Below are 18,593 nucleotides of genomic sequence, written 5' to 3'. Positions count from 1 at the left end.
TGATAGAGAATGGCTAGATTGACACTCTAGCCTTTTTCCCAGCTTTGTTGCATATAGCTTTAACCATACCTTTGAATATGAACAGGTGAGCGGGGAACATAGCATACCAATACAACAGTCCCAAAAAGCCTTTTGGGTGCCACCATGCTCTTACGTCCAACTCCCTATGAGTGCCATGGTCTATGATGGTGCATTCTAAGCGCCCCAATCCTGGCCCTTTCATGCCAAACAGCAAAGAGAGAAAGTGATTGGGTTGAATACGAATCACTTTCCAAGAATCGATTTGATCGCCAATGGTTAAACTAGGGCCTGCGGGGATGTGTCTTTTTGGTCGTCCACCGCCAAACAATAAATCTAACCATTCACGCGTACGCCATAACACATTGGCAAAAAAGTACCCTTGCTCGGGGCTGCCAAGTTGCGTGACCACAGACCACAGCTGTTCAGCGGTTTTTTGTGTGGTGATGCAAGCTCCCGCTTGCTTAGGGTAATAGCCATACCCCGGTTGCCAGCGCTGTAATGCTGCAGGATCATATCCCCATACTTTACCTCGTGCAAATTCGTCTTCATGACGTAGGCTGTCATCAATCATCTGTTGGTATGAGAGTAAAGTTTGTGGAAAGCGCTTACGGATGGGCTGCGACTGGGCAATAAAGTCGTGACTCAAGCCTGCGAGTAAAGCTCGGCCAATATTACTTGGCACGGATGTGACTAAGCCTAACCAAGCCGATGCCATAGCGGGGGTGAGTAAAGAGGTCGCCCACAAACGATAGCGGTTGCTGGTGGCATGACAAAGGAGTTTAAATTGATCTCGGTAACTTAAAATATCAGGGCCACCCACTTCATAATACGTGCTGTCAGTTGGAGATTGCTGAGCAAGGCACAGCAGGTAATGGTTGAGATTGGCCAATGCAATGGGGTTGGCTTTAGAGTCCACCCATTTAGGGGTAACGAGTATAGGTAGGTTGTATACAAAATCACGCATGATTTCAAAGGCGGCAGAGCCGGGGCCAATGATCACGCCTGCGCGCAATTCAGTAATGGGCACTTTAGTTTGACGTAAAATATTGCCCGTTTCTCGGCGCGCTTGCAAATGTGCAGAGTGGCCCGTTTGAGGTTGTAACGAGCTTAAGAAAATAACATGGCCAATCGGGTTTTGATTGAGGGCTGCTGCAAAGTGATGAGCTAGGGAGAGTTCGTAGTCTAAAAAATCATGGCCATGATTCATACCATGCACTAGAAAATACACCACATCAAAGTCATTAACCACTTGCAGAGTTTGCCCTTTATCGGCCAAATCCAATGCAACAAAAGAGAGGTTTTTGTGATGGTCGATACGGCTTTTAAGCAAGGTGGCATTTCTAGCGCTGGCGGTGACTTGCAAACCTTGTTCGAGCAACAAAGGCACAAGCTGTGAACCAACATAACCTGAGGCACCCACCACTAAGACCTTTTTTCCCTTCATTCTTATTCCTGCTTGGTTCTACCCTAAAGTTAAGAGTATACTAATTACTGAAAACTCTCACTTTTTCATCGTTTTGTTGAAAAATACATCACATTTTTCTTGAAATAGCCTAAATGCGGTATTGGGTGAGTTTAAGATGGTTAAAAGGTAATCATAAATGTTGAAACTGGTTGGTGTTAGCAAAGGATTTGTTGACGGTGGAGAATTTAACCCTGTATTACAAAGTGCCAATTTTTCGGTGGCGAGAGGCGAACAGATCGCATTGATGGGGGAGTCGGGCTCAGGAAAGAGTACGCTTCTTAATTTGATCGCAGGTCTTGATAAAGTGGACTCGGGTGAAATTTGGTTTGACGATTATGACATGCATAACTTTAAAGAGAATAATCGCACTCGTTATCGTCGTAATCATATAGGACATGTTTTTCAACAGTACAACTTATTAACGACGCTTAACGTGGCGGATAATATTCGCTTTTGCCGTCAATTAAAGGGCTTGCCAGAAAACAGTCAGTTGTGGCGACAAATTTTAGCGACCTTAGATTTAATGCCTTTGCTTGGTCGTTATCCTGAAGAGTTATCAGGGGGGCAACAGCAACGGGCAGCCATTGCTCGCGCTTTGTATATGGAGCCTTCTCTTTTATTGGCAGATGAACCTACCGGTAGCCTAGATGAGAAAAATGCTGAGGCGGTAATGCGTCTATTTTCATCTTTAACCAAAGAGTTTCAATGCACTTTGTTACTGGTGACTCATAGTGAGAAAGTGGCGCACTATATGGATAAAATTGTCCGCTTACAAGGAGGGCAATTGCATGTTATGGCCAATAGCTAAAGCACTGGTTGGTCATTATAAGAAACACCCGTTACAAATGCTCCTTGTGTGGTTGGGGCTCTCTTTGGGCATTTCCGTTTTTGTTGGTGTATTGGCGATTAATCAACATGCCAAGCTTTCTTACACTCATGGAGAACGTCTGTTCTCTAATCCATTGCCGTATCGCATTCAATCAAAAAGTAATTCTAATACCATTCCGCAAGGCTTTTACGTACAAATGCGCCGTGAAGGCTTTAGTCAGTGCATTCCATTTGATCTGTACCGCACGCGTACGGATACCGGTGAAGATATCCAACTGCTCGGTATAGACAGTTTAGCTACCGCAGAGGTGTTCTTTCGCTCGAACATTCTAGAAAATCCAATTTTAAAAATGATGCAACCACCGCATCCCGTGATTGTTAATCATACATTTATGACCTATATGGGATGGCATGAAGGACAACGACTTAAGTTGGCCGATGGGCAAGTGTTAGGTCCTTTAGTGGTGGATAATCAAAAATTAGTCCAAGGTTCTAATTTGATTATCGATATGGCGGTGAGCCGTAAGTTACGACAAGGCACCGGCTTTTCAATGATAGGTTGCGGCACCATGAGCCAACAAAAGTTGGATGACATCCGCGCTATGTTGCCAGAAGGCATGACATTACGTAAAAATACCCGTGCAGAATTGATTTCGTTAACAGAAGCGTTCCACTTAAACCTTACTGCAATGGCCATGCTTTCATTTTTAATTGGTTTATTTATTTTTTACCAAGCCATGTCTTTGTCATTTATTCAGCGACAAACCGTGGTTGGCTCATTGCGTCAACTTGGTGTAGCAGGTTGGCAGTTGGTGGCTGCGTTGAGCTTCGAGTTGGCTATACTGGTGACGGTCAGTTGGATTTCTGGCAACGTGTTAGGATTAGCACTGGCCAATCAATTACTGCCAGCGGTTTCTATGAGTATTGGCGCTATTTATAATGCCAATATTGATCTGGTGATTAATTGGAACTGGGCTTGGAGTGCAAAAAGTCTATTAATGGCGATCGTCGGAGTGTTGTTCTCGTGTACTTGGCCGTTATTTCGCTTAATACGATCTCAGCCTATTCGTTTAACCGCTCGTCTCTCTCTCGTTCGATTTGCTGGTAAAGAGTTCTTTTGGCAGGCTATCTTAGCCGCAATATGCCTATTTATCGCGGTCTTTATTTTGCAATTTGGCCGAGGTATTTATGCCGGATTTAGTATTTTAGCCTTTATGCTGGTGGGCGTGGCATTGGTGGTTCCTTATATCATCTTTGAGATGTTTACTTATCTTTCTTATCGTTTACGTTGGGTTAAAGTACGTTGGTTCTTCTCTGATGCTGCCGCTTCAATGAGCTACAGAGGGGTAGCGTTAATGGCCTTTATGCTCGCTATTACCGCTAATGTGGGTGTTGAAACTATGGTGGGTAGTTTTCGAGAAACTACGGATCAATGGTTATCACAGCGATTGGCCGCTGATGTTTATATACACCCAACGGTGAATGCGGCCCCAAGAATGAAAACATGGCTTGAAAAACAACCAGAGGTAAAAGAAGTATGGCAACGTTGGGAAACGGAACTGATCACTTTAGATGGCAACATTGACCTGGTTAGTACCGGTAGCAGTCAAGGTGAGAAAAAGTCTCTGGCTGAAAAAGTCTCCATTCCCGATTACTGGCATCATTTACATCATTCTCGTAGTGTGATGATCAGCGAGTCTATGTCCAATAAGCGTAATATCAGGGTAGGTGACTATATTTCACTTCCTGCACCGGTAGGACAACAGTGGCGAGTGGTGGGGGTTTATTACGATTATGGTAACCCTTATGATCAAGTGATGTTGTCTGAAAACAGTTGGCAACGCTTACTACCGGGTCAAGGAAGTATTGGCTTAGGGGTGGTGCTGGGTGATAAAACACAAGCCAATCATTTAACCTCTAAATTGATCTCCATCTATCGCACTCCAGCAGATAGGGTGGTTAACAACCATACTATCCACGAACAAGCACTGAGAATATTTGATAGAACATTTGGTATTACCGATACATTAGGCAATTTAACGCTGATTGTTGCTGTGTTTGGTATCTTCTTTGCCACTTTAGCCGGTGAGGCGTCGCGACTTCGCAATGTCGCGTTGCTGCGTTGCTTGGGCGTGTCTGGTAAAGAGTTAGTGTTTGTGGGTGGGGCACAGCTGTTTGCATTTGGCATTGTCGCCTCTTGCGTGGCTATTCCATTAGGTTTAGTTCTTGCGAGTAATGTGGTGGAACTGATTTTGAAGAAAACGTTTGGTTGGAGTATGCAGTTACATGTTGTTCCTTGGGATTATCTTGGTACCTTGGCATTAACGGTCAGTGCGTTAATGTTAGCGGGAGCAATACCCGTATTACAAGTCATTAGGCGTACGCCAATGAAATCACTTAGAGATGCAATGTAGAGCGAATTGATGCAGAAACTATTAAAACCCCGCTTCATATTAATCCTGAGCATTGTTCTGGTTTCGATTGCCATAATCAGTTTGGTCATCTATCGATATTGGAAGGCGGCCCAACCGCCTTTGATCACCATTGATAGTATCGATACTGGGGTTGAAAGGACATTTGAGCCTGTTCTTCCGGGGAAGGAAGTCACCTTTCCCGAAGACTTTACCATTCACCCAAAATACCAACATGAAATATGGCGCTATATTGCAACCCTTAAAGATGAGCAAGGTAATGAGTACCTTGTTCAGTGGTCTTTATTTCGCATTTCTATGTTTGAAGAAGCGGGCGTAGGTTGGGAGTCACCACAAATTTATACCTCACAGGCCATAGTGACCACCCCAGATCAAGTGTACCGGGACCAACGTTTTGCCCGGGGTGGAATCGGTTTGGTGGGGATGCGTAAACGTCCTTATCAATTGTCTATTGATAACTGGTCGATTCGTTCTTTTACTCGTTCACCCGCTCCTGGAAATTTGATGATTTCATCGGAACAATTTGATGTGAACTTAGGCAACAAATTAAATAAAGCGTTTATTCCGTTAGGTATGAAAGGCTATCAAGTAACCCATGAACTTCAATCACTTGCATTGTATGGCTATTCAGCGCCGTATATTGAGGTCGCTGGGACAATTGTGGTGGGAGGCAAGACCATCAAAGTCACGGGTCAGGCTGCATTGTCTCAAGTATGGGGCACCGACCTTATTGGCGGAGAGCATAAAAATTTCAGCCACTTTTTGTTTCGACTGCAAGACGGTAGAGTTCTGTCTGTGGTGAAAAGCCGTTTAAAAGGGGATGTGTTACCTTATAGCTATGGTAATCTATTCACCCCTGATGGACGTCATGTGACGCTTTCAAACGACGAAATTGAAATGCATGCCATTGGCACTACCACACTCAGCAACGGCAAAGTGTTGCCACTGCAGTGGGTTGTAAACGTGCCTAATTATAATGTGTACTTAACGGCCAAAGCCACTCGCTTTGACCAATGGACACACCTTTCTATTCCATCTTGGTCAGGAAGAATGACCGTATCAGGCAATATAAAGGCGCAAGGTTTCTTGCAGCTTGTTGGTTATTAAGTGGGCAAATAGAGGTTAACCTGCCAAGGTTGACCTTGCTCTACGACCTCCTGTCTATCCTCTCCAATCACGTAACTGACATTCTGCATATCTTTGCTAAGCTTATAGCTATCTTAGTCAGTCACTGATTTTGATATTGTGCTACATAGCGATACCCCTATTGCAATAACTAACGCTAATCGAAATACCCATTACCGTAAAATGGTAGCCAAAAAAGGGTCGGAAAAACACCGATTAACAAGGGGTTTTTTTGATAAGTCGTAATTTTACAATCAAAAATTCTAACGCAGTTATCGAATATTTTAACAAGCTAGAATGACCAGTTATTTAGTACGATTGGTATTAAACCCTGCTAAGGGGTCAGTGACTTGTTATACCAATCACACTAAGTAAGTGAGCATAAATAGCGCAGGAAAAATGCACGAAAACAAGACGGAATGTCTCGATAAGTAATTATTCTACAATCAAAAATTATTACATGGGGATACAAAGAGAGTGACTATTTTGCCTTGTATTTAAGTGTTTTTCCCTTAACGGTTACTTGCTGGCATTGACTCACTATTATGGCAATGCAAGGTCTCTTTTTGAATTATACACTAGCTTCATTACAGTTGATGCATAATGAGCAATTATTGTAATTCTGGCTATTTATTCGGAAAAACCGAAGCTATTGGTCTATACAAGCGAATTTTGTTAATCCCTGTACCGTGTAATATATGTGCCACTTAGTTGTGTGATTCTAATCACAAGTGTAAAGGTTATAATATGAGTCAAATGCTGAAAGATTTTTTTAAGATGGAATCAGCCGGTGGAATTATTCTGGTCATTGCGGCTGCATTAGCAATGATGGTGGCGAACTCGCCTCTTAATGAAGTTTATGACGGCGCTCTGCATTCTTACTTTTTAGGTATGTCTGTTTCACATTGGGTTAACGACGGTCTAATGGCGTTATTCTTCTTGCTGATCGGCTTGGAAGTAAAACGTGAATTGCTAGAAGGTGCATTAAAGTCACGTGAGACCGCTATTTTCCCTGCTATTGCAGCTGTAGGTGGTATGCTTGCGCCTGCTTTAGTTTACGTTTTATTTAATATGGGTAACCCTGATGCGCTTGCGGGCTGGGCGATTCCAGCTGCAACAGACATTGCGTTTGCTCTGGGTATCATGGCGCTACTTGGCAACCGCGTGCCGGTGAGTCTTAAAGTATTCTTGCTTGCTCTTGCTATCATTGATGACCTTGGTGTCGTGGTGATCATCGCACTATTTTATAGTAGCGATCTGTCCACTTTGGCCTTGGCGGTTGGCTTTGCCATGACGGGCTTGCTGTTCTATATGAACCATAAGAAAGTCACACCGTTAAAATGGTATTTATTAGTGGGTGCTATTTTGTGGTTTGCGGTACTGAAGTCTGGTGTTCATGCAACACTTGCTGGGGTAGTTATTGGTTTTGCTATTCCTCTTAAAGGTAAAAAAGGGGAGCATTCACCACTGAAGCATCTTGAACATGCATTGCATCCTTGGTCTTCATTCTTAATTCTACCTATCTTTGCTTTTGCAAATGCAGGCGTCTCCTTAGAAGGTATTTCATTGTCTACATTAGGTTCTACGTTACCAATGGGTATCGCTTTGGGTCTATTGCTTGGTAAGCCATTGGGTATCTTTACCTTTAGTTGGGTTGCGGTGAAGTCAGGTATTGCTAAATTGCCTGCAGGAATTGATTTCCGTCATATCTTTGCCGTATCAGTGTTGTGTGGTATTGGTTTTACCATGTCGATGTTTATTGCGTCACTTGCCTTTACCGGTGCCAATGCTGACTTTAACACCCATGCTCGTTTAGGTATTTTGATGGGTTCAACATTAGCGGCTGTTATTGGTTATATTATGTTGAGTATCTCTTTGCCAAAGAGGGTAGAAGCCAAGGTGCAAGCTGAGGCTTAATTTTAAACAAAGTGAATGATAAGGGAGAGCATTTATGCTCTCCCTTTTTTTATGGTGAAGAAAGCAATTGATGCTCATAGTGCTAATCATGGTGATTGTAGGTGATCAACATGTTGCTTTTTGGCAAGGGTGTTTTCGGCGCGGTTGCTGAGAGTCCCTTTGTACCAACAAAAAAAAAGCCCAATCAAAATGGATTGGGCTGATACAAACATAGGAATTAAAAGAAAAAACATTAGTTGTAATCAACAGTAAACATTAATTCAAATACATGTGGCTCTGTTGTCTACATATAATATGACCGGCCATTTTTAAAAGAGTTCAATTTATCTGCACATTTTTTCATTTATTTTTTAATTTCCCTTTGAAATCCTCGTAACTAATTGTTTTATAAATAATATTTAATTTCTCATTAGCTAAAAAAGAGACTGGTCAGACTTCTTTGTTATTTTGTGTTGCCTTATTGTTGTGTTTTTGTTAAATTCAAACAACTGTTTAATACGAGTGATTGAATATGGGCGCAACATTGCTGACAAAACAGAAGATCATCGAGGTGGCAGAATCTTTATTTGCTGAAAAAGGCTTTAAAGATACCTCCCTGAGAGCCATAACCAGTCAAGCGAACGTTAACCTTGCCTCCGTTAATTATCATTTTGGTGATAAGAAAACCCTAATTCGAGCGGTGTTAAACCGTTATCTAGAAAAGTTTATGAGAGAACTTGATAGTGAACTCAATGAGTTAGAGTTAAGGGAAGCCTTGTCTATGCGTGATGTATTTTACGCGCTTAAATCACCATTAATTAAATTAGACCATGAATTTGATAGAGGCTCGAGCCGGTTTTTACTTCTAGTCGGTCGCGGTTACAGCGATGTTCAGGGTCACTTAAGATGGTTTATTACCACTCGTTACGGTGATGTATTGCAGAGGTTTTACTGTGCGGTGCAAACCGCCAATCCTAATCTCGATAAACAAACTTTATTTTGGCGACTGCATTTCACGCTAGGGACTTGTGTATTCACTATGGCCTCAAGCGAGGCTTTATTGGATATCGCTAATAGTGAATTTGAGGGTAGCTCTGATGTTGAAGAGATGTTTGAACAAATTGTTCCGTTTCTTGCTTCGGGTATGTGTGCACAATAATTAACCAATATGGATAAGGGGAAGAATATGACTTCTTACAGAAGGAAATGGGTCAGTGATCCCGCATTTAAAATGTTTAAAAAGGTGTTACCACCATTATCAGACACTGAGCGAGAGGCAATGGAAGCCGGCAGTGTTTGGTGGGAAGGGGACTTATTTTCTGGTGCGCCTGATTGGGAAAAATTGCACGCCTATCCAAAGCCAACATTAAGCAGTGATGAGCAAAGCTTTATTGATGTTCAAGTAGAAGCTCTACTGGATATGATAGACGATTATCAGATTGTGCAAAAAGATCGCGATCTACCGGAAGAGGTATGGAGTTACCTGAAAAAAGAAGGATTCTTCTCGTTGGTGATTGCCAAGCAATACGGAGGCCGAGAGTTTTCATCATTAGCCAATTCCACCATAGTGACCAAAATCGCATCCCGCAGTTTAAGTGCTGCAGTCACGGTGATGGTGCCCAATTCATTAGGACCCGGTGAATTGTTGTCACACTATGGTACCCAGCAACAAAAAGAGTATTGGTTACCAAGGTTAGCAGTAGGTGAAGAGATTCCATGTTTTGCTCTAACAGGGCCTGAAGCGGGATCGGATGCGGGGGCTATTCCTGATAGTGGCCATGTCTGTTATGGCGAGCATAATGGTGAGAAAGTTTTAGGCATTGAATTGAGTTGGAACAAGCGCTATATCACTTTAGCGCCAGTGGCAACGGTATTAGGCTTAGCTTTTAAGCTGCAAGATCCAGAAAACCTGCTAGGTAAAGGTCAAGATTTAGGCATCACTTGCGCATTAATACCGACCGATCACCCTGGAGTAGAAAATGGTGAACGACACGATCCATTAGGTTTGGCGTTCATGAATGGACCAACTCGAGGTGAGAAGGTATTCATTCCAATTGATTGGTTAATTGGTGGCGCGGATTACGCGGGCAAAGGTTGGCGCATGTTAGTGGAGTGTTTGTCAGCAGGGCGCGGTATTTCTCTGCCGGCATTAGGGGCTTCTGTGGGGCATTTAACCGCCAAAACAACCGGTGCCTATTCTTTTGTACGTAAACAGTTTGGGTTGTCCATTGGGCGTTTTGAAGGGGTGGCGGAAAGCTTAGGTCGAATTGGTGGGCTCACGTATCTGCTTGAGGCCAGCCGTACCTTAACTACGACTGCCCTCGATAGTGGTGAAAAGCCGGGGATCGTAACGGCCATTGCTAAGTATCATATGACGGAAATGGGTCGCACAGTGTTAAATGACGCTATGGATATCCATTCGGGACGGGCAATTCAGCAAGGACCTATGAATTATCTGTCGCATCCATACTACGGTATGCCGGTGGCTATTACGGTTGAAGGGGCTAATATCTTAACGCGAAACTTAATGATATTTGGTCAAGGGGCAACACGATGTCACCCATATGTATTGAGTGAAATGGAATTGGCTTCTGAACAAGATACTGAACTGGCGGCCAGTAAGTTTGATGGACTCCTATTTAAACATATAGCACATGCAACGAAAAACAGTGTGGGGGCATTGAGCGCAGCCCTTACAGGCTCATTGTTTATTTCGGCTCCTGTAACGGGAGCAACCAAATCTTATTATAAGCAATTAACGCGATTAAGCCGCGCATTAGCAGTGAGCTCCGACTTTGCCATGTTGACCTTAGGTGGCGATTTAAAACGTAAGGAGCTGATCTCTGCACGCTTAGGGGATTTACTGAGCTATTTGTATTTGGCGTCAGCTGCGTTGAAAAAATATCAAGATGAAGGAGAACAAAAGCAAGATCTGCCATTTGTACAATATGCCCTAGATCATTGTTTATATAACGGAGCTAAAGCGTTACAACAAGCTTATGCTAATTTCCCTGTTAGCTGGGCAAAATATGCGATGAAGGCACTTGTGTTCCCATTAGGTAATCATTTTAAACCACCGAGTGATGCATTGACGCTCAAGGTGGCTAACTTATTGATGGAGCAAGGGGAGCAACGTGAACGGTTAACTCAGTTGTGTTATGTGAGTGATCGAGATGATGATGCGGTAGGTATTATGGAACGCGCCTTTGCAGCCATGCACTCGGTTGCGCCAATTGAGAAAAAAATAACGAAAGGGGTTAAAGACGGTCGCATTGATAAAAAGTTACCGCTGCACAATAAACTCAATTTAGCGAAACAGTTAGGTATTATTTCTCAGCAAGAGGTTAATGAGGTGATTGAAGCGGATAAATTGCGTTATCGTGCGATTCAAGTGGATCATTTTAGTCATGATTTTGCTGAAGTACGTACCAATACACCACAACCGATACGCTCAGTGGATAATGATGCGGCTTAATTAGCTGAGTTAGACAGCAATAAAAAATCGCACCTTGGTGCGATTTTTTGTATTTTTAACAGGGATTAAAACTTTAAATTGAGCTGCATACCGATGAACTGCCTGTCATACGGTGCCCCCGCATTCAGTGCAAATACAGCCGCATCTTGGTAGCCAAACCACGGATTAGAGACAAATTGCGCTTGAGCTTCTCCGCCCCAAGCATCGGTGATCCAATAGTGAATTTGACCTACTGGATTTAAGAAGAACAAAGAGACATCCCCCATAGTGGAGGAGCCTAACACCTTACCGCCACTGGCTAAGATATTTTGTTCCCCTTGTAGCATTAATTCGCCTACCACAGCACCGAACATGGGGGTAACAAACAGATCTTGCCATGATGGCACTTCCGCAAAGGCTTCTACACCGTACTCCCAAAAGAAAGTGGACATAGTAAAGGAGTAAGCAAATGATTCAAATTCGTTAAATCCCGCATGACGGGCCGCAGTATAATACACCCCACCAAAGTAGGGGTGCATGATATAGTTAAGTACATGTTCATCGCGATCCCATACTGGGCCTGCTTTGACGTTCTCTACCCATTTATCCCCTAGCTTACTGAGATCTCTATCGTCATCTTCCCACTTAGTAATGCTTTCTGGCAGTAGCGTCATCAGTCCTACTGTCACCACACTTAAACCTAAGATGGTATACGTTTGTTCAGCTAAGTAATCCCAATCACGTCCATCGGAGATGGTGTAATGCATAGGGTACGGGTTGGCGTGTAAGTTCAGTTCACTTGAACTGTCATCAAGGGAGAGTAAACTATTGTGCGGTGACTGGGTTACGCAATACTGATAGGTATTGCTACAGCTGGTTTCGTAGGAAAGCTCTATATGTCGATTTGTGTCATACTCAGCAACAGCAGCACTAGTGAACAATCCCAGTAACGATGTGGTAAATTTTTTAAGCTTCACCAAATGCTCCCATGCATAAAAATTTCGACCTTGAATGCAATTATCTATTATTTTTAGATTAAATAAAACAGTGACTTAACATTATGTGTTCATTTTGTTGTGGCTAAGCGTGTTATTTGCTTACAAATAACCATAAATCCTCACAAACCCACATATATTTTAATAATCAGCAACTATTGAAGTGTGCATTATGAAACCAACTAATCGTAACAACAGCCAAACCGTGCCTCAGATACAGCCGCCTAAAATCGCAATGTTAAGCACAGGAGAAGAAGTGTTATTTGGCGATATAGTGGATACTAATGCCAGTTGGCTATCCACATATTTGTTTGAAAATGGCTTTCAAATGACATCTAGGTTAACGGTAGGAGACTCATTACTCGCCATTTCTAACGCGTTAACTGAGTTATGCAAAACCCACGATATTATTATTGTTAACGGAGGTCTTGGGCCTACCAGCGATGATAAAACAGCTGAAGCGGCTGCAATGGCCGCTGGGACAAGTTTACAGTTACAACCTCTGTGGGTAGAGCGAATGCAACAGATGTTTGATGGTTGGGGCAGAGTAATGGCTCCCTCTAATATTAAACAGGCGATGCTGCCAGAAAATAGCTTACTGTTGGATAACCCAAGAGGCACAGCGTGTGGTTTTAACACTAACATCAATGGGGCCAGTTGCTATTTTACCCCTGGGGTACCCCATGAATTTAAAGTGATGGTAAAAGAACAAATACTGCCACATATGCAAAAATTGCATTCGAGTGTGCTACAAAAGCACATTCATCGCATTCACACTTTTGGTTTAACCGAGTCGGGCATTGCGAATCAACTGCAATCCATGTCACTGCCAGAAGGGGTGAGTTTGGGGTACCGCTCTGCATTACCTTTTATTGAGGTGAAAGTGTTTTATAGTGAACTGACCTCTCCTGTGCGTGAGCTATTGCACCGCATTGAAACCGAGTTGGCCAGTCATACTATTGCCATTAATGAAGATGTCCGTGACAGCACTTTAGCACTATTGAAAAACAAGGAACTGAGCCTCACGCTTTTTGATTGCTCCACTCAAGGGTATTTACACCAATGGTTGTCTGAGGCTGCCAGCATTCATCAAGTGCCCATTAATTCCGTGGCGATTAATCGCCAACCTGATGAAACCCAAGAGCAAGATGAGTTAGCAAGATTGGTGGCGCTTTATAGCCAATTTTCTTTCGAGAAACACCAATGTAATGAAATGATCATTAGCGATGTTGCCGATGGTGGAGTGAGGTTATCGGTGTTCTCTGAAGATAAGATATCCACTCAACAATTTGTTTTTAAGAGACAATACAGTTTTAGTGCTAGAAGAGTCGTTATTTCTGCTATTGCCATAGATATGTTACGCCGTCATTTACAACATCGCGATATTTGTGTGGACTATGGCAGCGTCACTCGTGTGTCATCTTGCATCACAACACCTTAATATAACTTTTTATTCTAAATATTAAATATCTGAATTAATTGCATATATCAAAAACAGTGCAAAATATGTCTGACCTCATGCCATTAAGTGCATATAATGAGGGTTCGCTGTGAAGCGTGGCCTTATTAACCGTTAGGGAGGACTGTGATGCAAAATCAATCAAGAGTAGAGATTTGGTACTCTATGGGCACAAATAAGGTGTTACTTGGTGAAGTGCAACATTCGGATCAAGTCGATCTTTTGGCCTTGTGGCGCAGTGTGTCCATGCTTAATACCTTAACTACAGGTGACAGGCGCGAACCGGGCAAGGAAAACACCGGCAGTTATAGAATTAAGTTGCTAGATGACGGTGGGCAGCAGATCGGTAGTAAAGAGGTGAGTGAAGATGATGCTGAGAAGATATTAGTGCACGATCACTGGATGGTTCACCAAAGTCGCAACCGTTTTAGCCGTGCTGATGCACTATACACTTGGGTACCTGTGGTGGCAGGATAAGTATTGACAGACATAGCCTCAAATAGCCATAGCCATAGCCGTAAGTAATGCAATGCGCATTCCGATATTTCATTGCTCATTTAGACATGACAACAACGCCCCAACCAGATCATAGCTTGTAGAACGTAGCCTATAGATCATCGTTTGGGGCGTGTTAATACCCATCGTACTAAATAACTGCTCATTCTAGCTTGTTAAAATACTCGATAACTGCGTTAGAATTTTTGATTGTAGAATAACTACTTGACGAAAAATTCTGCCTTGTTTTCGAGCATTTTTCCTGCGCTATTTCTGATCACTTACTTGGTGTGATTGGTATAATTTATCAGCAATGGTACTTATAAGATGTCACTAAGACGCTGACATAATCTCTTTATGCACATTCACATCTTCAAGAGAGACATCGGATTTGGCACGACAAATACAAGGTAAAATCTCCCCTTGTTTAAGATACGCCATGGCAAACTCGACGTACTCAACTTCCCCAGAACTCAATTTACAACGGCAAGCACCACAGTGACCATCTCGGCAATTGAACTCTGGCTTTAATCCTGACATTTCCATGGATTCAAGCAGGGTCGTATTTTTTGAATTAACTAATTTAGTAACTTTGTTAATAGTAACCTTATACATGCTCTCTTTCAGTCCTATGAGTATGCGTTAAGTGCACGGATTATTTACAGTTCAAAATCTTCAAAATCATCGGCAGACACTTCGTTATCAATTTGTCCAACCAAGTAAGAGCTGATTTCCGCTTCTTGAGGGGCAACTTGAACGTTATCTGAGGATAGCCACGCATTGATCCATGGGATTGGGTTATTAGTCGCTTCAGGGTAGGCGGTGCCTAAACCCACAGCTCCCATGCGAATGTTGGTGATGTATTCCACGTATTGGCAAAGAATGTCTTTATTTAGACCAATCATAGAACCGTCTTTGAATAGGTAATCGGCCCACTCTTTTTCTTGCTCAGCGGCAGCTTTGAAAAGATCGAAGCATTCTTGCTTACATTCTTCAGCGATCTGCATAAAACTGAAGTCATCTTGTCCATTACGCAGTAAGTTGATCATGTGCTGAGTGCCCGATAAATGTAAGGCTTCATCGCGAGCGATCAGTTTAATGATTTTGGCATTACCTTCCATCAACTCTCGTTCTGCAAAGGCAAAAGAACAAGCAAAACTGACGTAAAAACGAATGGCCTCAAGGGCATTCACAGACATTAAGCAAAGGTACAGTTTTTTCTTCAGTGCATGAAGGTTGACTTCTACTTGCTCGCCATTGATTTGATGCTTGCCTTCACCATAACGATGGTAATCATTAGTGGCTTGAATGAGGTCATCATAGTAATGAGCAATGTCTTTAGCGCGCTTTAAAATATGTTCATTTTCAACAATATCATCAAACACAGTAGAAGGGTCGTTGACAATATTACGAATAATATGGGTATAAGAGCGTGAGTGTATGGTTTCTGAAAATGACCACGTTTCAATCCAAGTTTCCACTTCTGGAAGCGAAACCAAAGGCAACAGTGCCACGTTTGGGCTGCGTCCTTGGATGGAGTCAAGAAGGGTTTGGTATTTTAGGTTACTGATGAAAATATGTTTTTCGTGGTCAGGCAACTTGTTGTAATCGATGCGATCACTGGACACATCCACTTCTTCAGGACGCCAAAAAAAAGACAGTTGTTTTTCGATAAGTTTTTCGAAAATTTCGAACTTTTGTTGGTCGTAGCGAGCCACGTTTACCGGCTGCCCTAAAAACATAGGTTCTTTAAGCTGGTCATTTCTGTTTTGAGTAAAAGTACTGTAGGCCATCTCAACCTCGATAATTTGATAAGTGAAACATTAAAGTAGGGGTGAGCTTGCACCCCTTCAGCTTAAATCTCTAGATTTTACAACCACCACCGGCACAGTCGTCATCTTGTTCTACAACGACATCGTTTTGGTCGTCTTTCGCACCGTCACGCGTATTGTGATAGTACAAGGTTTTTACACCCATCTTATAGGCGCTGAGAAGATCACGAAGCAACAGTTTCATTGGTACTTTGCCACTTTCATACTTGTTTGGATCGTAGTTGGTGTTGGCAGAAATGGATTGGTCTACAAATTTTTGCATAATACCAACCAAGTTTAAGTAACCGTCATTGCTTGGAATATCCCATAACAACTCGTAATTGTCTTTATATTGGATAAACTCAGGGACAACTTGTTTTAGGATGCCATCTTTAGATGCTTTCACCGATACGTAGCCACGCGGTGGTTCAATACCATTAGTGGCATTTGAAATTTGCGATGATGTTTCCGATGGCATTAAGGCGGTGAGCGTCGAGTTGCGCAGGCCGTGCTGTTTGATCTCCTGACGCAGTGTTTCCCAATCGTATTGTAATGGAGTATCACAAATTTGATCCAGTGAGCGCTTATAGGTATCAATAGGCAAAATGCCTTGAGCATAAGTTGTCTCGTGGAACGATGGGCAAGCCCCTTGTTCTTTAGCAAGACCAACAGAAGCTTTTAATAAATGATATTGAATGGCTTCAAAAGTGCGGTGAGTGAGGCTGTTACCTGAACCATCAGAGTATTTCACCCCATTTTTTGCTAAGTAGTAAGCATAGTTAATCACGCCCACACCAAGAGTTCGGCGATTCATGGTAGAAATGCGCGCCGCTGGCAGAGGGTAATCTTGGTAATCTAATAGCGCATCAAGAGCTCGCACTACAAGATCCGATAACTCCGCTAAATCGTCTAACTCGTTAATCGCACCTAAGTTAAATGCAGAGAGCGTACAAAGGGCGATTTCGCCATTTTCATCTTCCACATTAGTTAAAGGTTTGGTTGGTAACGCAATCTCTAAACACAAATTCGATTGACGAACAGGAGCCACTTTTGAATCAAATGGGCTGTGGGTATTACAGTGATCGACATTTTGAATATAGATACGCCCAGTAGACGCGCGCTCTTGCATTAAGATGCTAAACAATTCAATCGCTTTAACACGCTCTTGTTTGATGCTTGGATCATTTTCATATTGAAGGTACAAACGTTCAAATTCGTCTTGATCTTCAAAGAAGGCATCATACAGTCCGGGAACATCAGAAGGGGAGAATAGGGTGATGTTCTTACCTTCGATCAATCGTGAGTACATCAGTTTATTAAGCTGAACACCGTAATCCATATGACGAACACGGTTTTCTTCTACACCACGGTTGTTTTTTAGAACCAATAAGTTTTGTACTTCACCATGCCACAATGGATAGAAAACCGTTGCCGCACCGCCACGAACCCCACCTTGTGAGCAACATTTTACAGCAGTTTGAAAGTATTTATAAAACGGAATACAGCCAGTATGGAAGGCTTCCCCATTACGGATCTCTGAACCTAAAGAGCGAATTCGACCTGCGTTTATACCAATACCCGCACGTTGTGACACGTAGCGAACAATGGAACTGGCGGTAGCATTGATTGAATTTAAGCTGTCACCGCACTCAATGAGCACACAAGAGCTGAATTGGCGAGTAGGAGTACGCACGCCGGCCATGATTGGCGTTGGTAGCGAGATTTTAAATAAAGAGACCGCATCATAGAAACGACGAATGTAATCTAAGCGCGTTTCTCTTGGGTATTTAGAGAACAGACAAGCAGAGACTAGAATGTATAAAAACTGTGCGCTTTCGTAAATTTCTTTGCTCACACGGTTTTGTACAAAATATTTGCCTTCAAGCTGTTTTACCGCAGCGTAAGAGAAGTTTAAATCACGGCGGTGGTCAATGAAAGAGTCCATTAATTCGAACTCTTCACGAGTGTAATCTTCTAACAGATGTTTGTCGTACTTGCCTGTTTCCACCATTTTTGACACTTGCTCAAATAATGTTGGCGGCTCATATTGGCCGTAGGCTTTTTTACGAAGGTGAAACACGGATAAACGAGCGGCTAAATATTGATAGTCTGGGGTTTCTTCAGAAATCAAATCCGCAGCTGCTTTAATCATAGTTTCATGAATATCTGAAGTGGTTATCCCATCATAGAACTGAATTTGCGACTTGAGTTCTACCTGAGAAACAGAGACATTATCTAGGCCTTCTGCTGCCCAAGTTATCACGCGGTGGATCTTTTCCAGATCTATCGCTTCTTTGCGTCCGTGACGCTTTGTGACGGTAAGTTTTTGATTCATTCTACTAGATATCCATAACATCAATGGTTAAAGCCACATTTTTCATGTTAGGTTGAAAAATATTGGTTATTTTGTGATCTATATCCATCTCGTATTAGAGATGGAAACACTATATGTAGGGGTGTTCCCTTTGACGAGTTACAAGATAGTGCGGTTGCAGGGAATTTTCAAGTTCGAGGTGAAATCTGTCCTGTGGATAAACCGTGTATGGAATTTTCTCTGTTAGCAGTCACTTACTTTGCAGTTTAAGGCGAAATTGACCTGCGGTTTTTTCAGG

At 42.6% G+C, this 18,593-nt stretch carries 13 protein-coding genes; 8 read left to right on the top strand and 5 right to left on the bottom strand.

The features are described from left to right. Nucleotides 1-13 precede the first annotated feature (13 nt). Nucleotides 14-1,465, bottom strand: coding sequence for an SDR family oxidoreductase (locus tag OCU56_RS07125; protein ID WP_261872540.1), 1,452 nt, complete (start codon nt 1,463-1,465; stop codon nt 14-16). A 157-nt stretch (nt 1,466-1,622) separates the two neighbouring features. Here OCU56_RS07125 and OCU56_RS07120 point away from each other — a divergent pair, with 157 nt between their 5' ends. The 6 genes from OCU56_RS07120 (at nt 1,623) to OCU56_RS07095 (ending at nt 11,242) form a co-directional block, all read left to right on the top strand. Next, nucleotides 1,623-2,294, top strand: a complete 672-nt coding sequence (locus tag OCU56_RS07120; RefSeq protein WP_261872539.1) for an ABC transporter ATP-binding protein — start codon at nt 1,623-1,625, stop codon at nt 2,292-2,294. After that, complete coding sequence (locus tag OCU56_RS07115; RefSeq protein ID WP_261872538.1) at nt 2,275-4,728, top strand: ABC transporter permease; 2,454 nt, start codon at nt 2,275-2,277, stop codon at nt 4,726-4,728. The genes OCU56_RS07120 and OCU56_RS07115 overlap by 20 nt, the downstream gene beginning before the upstream one ends. A 9-nt stretch (nt 4,729-4,737) precedes the next feature. Continuing rightward, entirely contained in the window at nt 4,738-5,853 is a 1,116-nt protein-coding gene (locus OCU56_RS07110; RefSeq protein WP_261872537.1) for a lipocalin-like domain-containing protein, read from the top strand. Nucleotides 5,854-6,618: 765 nt separating this feature from the next. Continuing rightward, nucleotides 6,619-7,788 (top strand): Na+/H+ antiporter NhaA, encoded by a 1,170-nt coding sequence (gene nhaA, locus OCU56_RS07105; protein ID WP_261872536.1) that lies wholly within the window; start codon nt 6,619-6,621, stop codon nt 7,786-7,788. A gap of 511 nt (nt 7,789-8,299) precedes the next feature. Next, nucleotides 8,300-8,926 (top strand): TetR/AcrR family transcriptional regulator, encoded by a 627-nt coding sequence (locus OCU56_RS07100; RefSeq protein WP_261872535.1) that lies wholly within the window; start codon nt 8,300-8,302, stop codon nt 8,924-8,926. Between the two features lie 27 nt (nt 8,927-8,953). Next, complete coding sequence (locus OCU56_RS07095; protein ID WP_261872534.1) at nt 8,954-11,242, top strand: acyl-CoA dehydrogenase; 2,289 nt, start codon at nt 8,954-8,956, stop codon at nt 11,240-11,242. A gap of 65 nt (nt 11,243-11,307) precedes the next feature. On the opposite strand, the gene OCU56_RS07090 is transcribed toward OCU56_RS07095, so the two are convergent. Further along, nucleotides 11,308-12,201, bottom strand: coding sequence for a DUF3943 domain-containing protein (locus OCU56_RS07090; protein WP_390904828.1), 894 nt, complete (start codon nt 12,199-12,201; stop codon nt 11,308-11,310). A gap of 187 nt (nt 12,202-12,388) precedes the next feature. Here OCU56_RS07090 and OCU56_RS07085 point away from each other — a divergent pair, with 187 nt between their 5' ends. Together OCU56_RS07085 and OCU56_RS07080 are read left to right on the top strand one after the other, a co-directional pair. Continuing rightward, nucleotides 12,389-13,657 (top strand): molybdopterin-binding protein, encoded by a 1,269-nt coding sequence (locus OCU56_RS07085; protein WP_261872532.1) that lies wholly within the window; start codon nt 12,389-12,391, stop codon nt 13,655-13,657. Between the two features lie 147 nt (nt 13,658-13,804). Beyond that, a complete protein-coding gene (locus tag OCU56_RS07080; RefSeq protein ID WP_261872531.1) occupies nt 13,805-14,152 on the top strand; it encodes a hypothetical protein in 348 nt (115 codons plus the stop codon). 351 nt (nt 14,153-14,503) lie between these two features. On the opposite strand, the gene yfaE is transcribed toward OCU56_RS07080, so the two are convergent. The 3 genes from yfaE to nrdA form a co-directional block, all read right to left on the bottom strand. Beyond that, nucleotides 14,504-14,785 carry a class I ribonucleotide reductase maintenance protein YfaE gene (gene yfaE, locus OCU56_RS07075; RefSeq protein ID WP_261872530.1) on the bottom strand — a complete coding sequence of 94 codons (282 nt, stop codon included), beginning with the start codon at nt 14,783-14,785 and terminating at the stop codon, nt 14,504-14,506. 44 nt (nt 14,786-14,829) lie between these two features. Continuing rightward, nucleotides 14,830-15,963, bottom strand: coding sequence for a class Ia ribonucleoside-diphosphate reductase subunit beta (nrdB, locus tag OCU56_RS07070; protein WP_261872529.1), 1,134 nt, complete (start codon nt 15,961-15,963; stop codon nt 14,830-14,832). 70 nt (nt 15,964-16,033) lie between these two features. Continuing rightward, nucleotides 16,034-18,316 (bottom strand): class 1a ribonucleoside-diphosphate reductase subunit alpha, encoded by a 2,283-nt coding sequence (nrdA, locus tag OCU56_RS07065; RefSeq protein ID WP_261872528.1) that lies wholly within the window; start codon nt 18,314-18,316, stop codon nt 16,034-16,036. Nucleotides 18,317-18,593: the final 277 nt, after the last annotated feature.

It is taken from the genome of Vibrio rarus (assembly GCF_024347075.1).
GTDB lineage: Bacteria > Pseudomonadota > Gammaproteobacteria > Enterobacterales > Vibrionaceae > Vibrio > Vibrio rarus.
Note: the sequence above shows the minus strand (reverse complement) of the source record. Positions and strands in the feature narration are given on the sequence as shown.

Coding starts and splice junctions, on each gene's coding strand:
- OCU56_RS07095 (WP_261872534.1), top strand. CDS start 8,954: ATGACTTCTTACAGAAGGAAATGGGTCAGTGATCCCGCATTTAAAATG.
- OCU56_RS07080 (WP_261872531.1), top strand. CDS start 13,805: ATGCAAAATCAATCAAGAGTAGAGATTTGGTACTCTATGGGCACAAAT.
- OCU56_RS07120 (WP_261872539.1), top strand. CDS start 1,623: ATGTTGAAACTGGTTGGTGTTAGCAAAGGATTTGTTGACGGTGGAGAA.
- nrdB (WP_261872529.1), bottom strand. CDS start 15,963: ATGGCCTACAGTACTTTTACTCAAAACAGAAATGACCAGCTTAAAGAA.
- OCU56_RS07100 (WP_261872535.1), top strand. CDS start 8,300: ATGGGCGCAACATTGCTGACAAAACAGAAGATCATCGAGGTGGCAGAA.
- OCU56_RS07110 (WP_261872537.1), top strand. CDS start 4,738: ATGCAGAAACTATTAAAACCCCGCTTCATATTAATCCTGAGCATTGTT.
- OCU56_RS07125 (WP_261872540.1), bottom strand. CDS start 1,465: ATGAAGGGAAAAAAGGTCTTAGTGGTGGGTGCCTCAGGTTATGTTGGT.
- OCU56_RS07085 (WP_261872532.1), top strand. CDS start 12,389: ATGAAACCAACTAATCGTAACAACAGCCAAACCGTGCCTCAGATACAG.
- yfaE (WP_261872530.1), bottom strand. CDS start 14,785: ATGTATAAGGTTACTATTAACAAAGTTACTAAATTAGTTAATTCAAAA.
- nhaA (WP_261872536.1), top strand. CDS start 6,619: ATGAGTCAAATGCTGAAAGATTTTTTTAAGATGGAATCAGCCGGTGGA.
- OCU56_RS07115 (WP_261872538.1), top strand. CDS start 2,275: ATGTTATGGCCAATAGCTAAAGCACTGGTTGGTCATTATAAGAAACAC.
- nrdA (WP_261872528.1), bottom strand. CDS start 18,316: ATGAATCAAAAACTTACCGTCACAAAGCGTCACGGACGCAAAGAAGCG.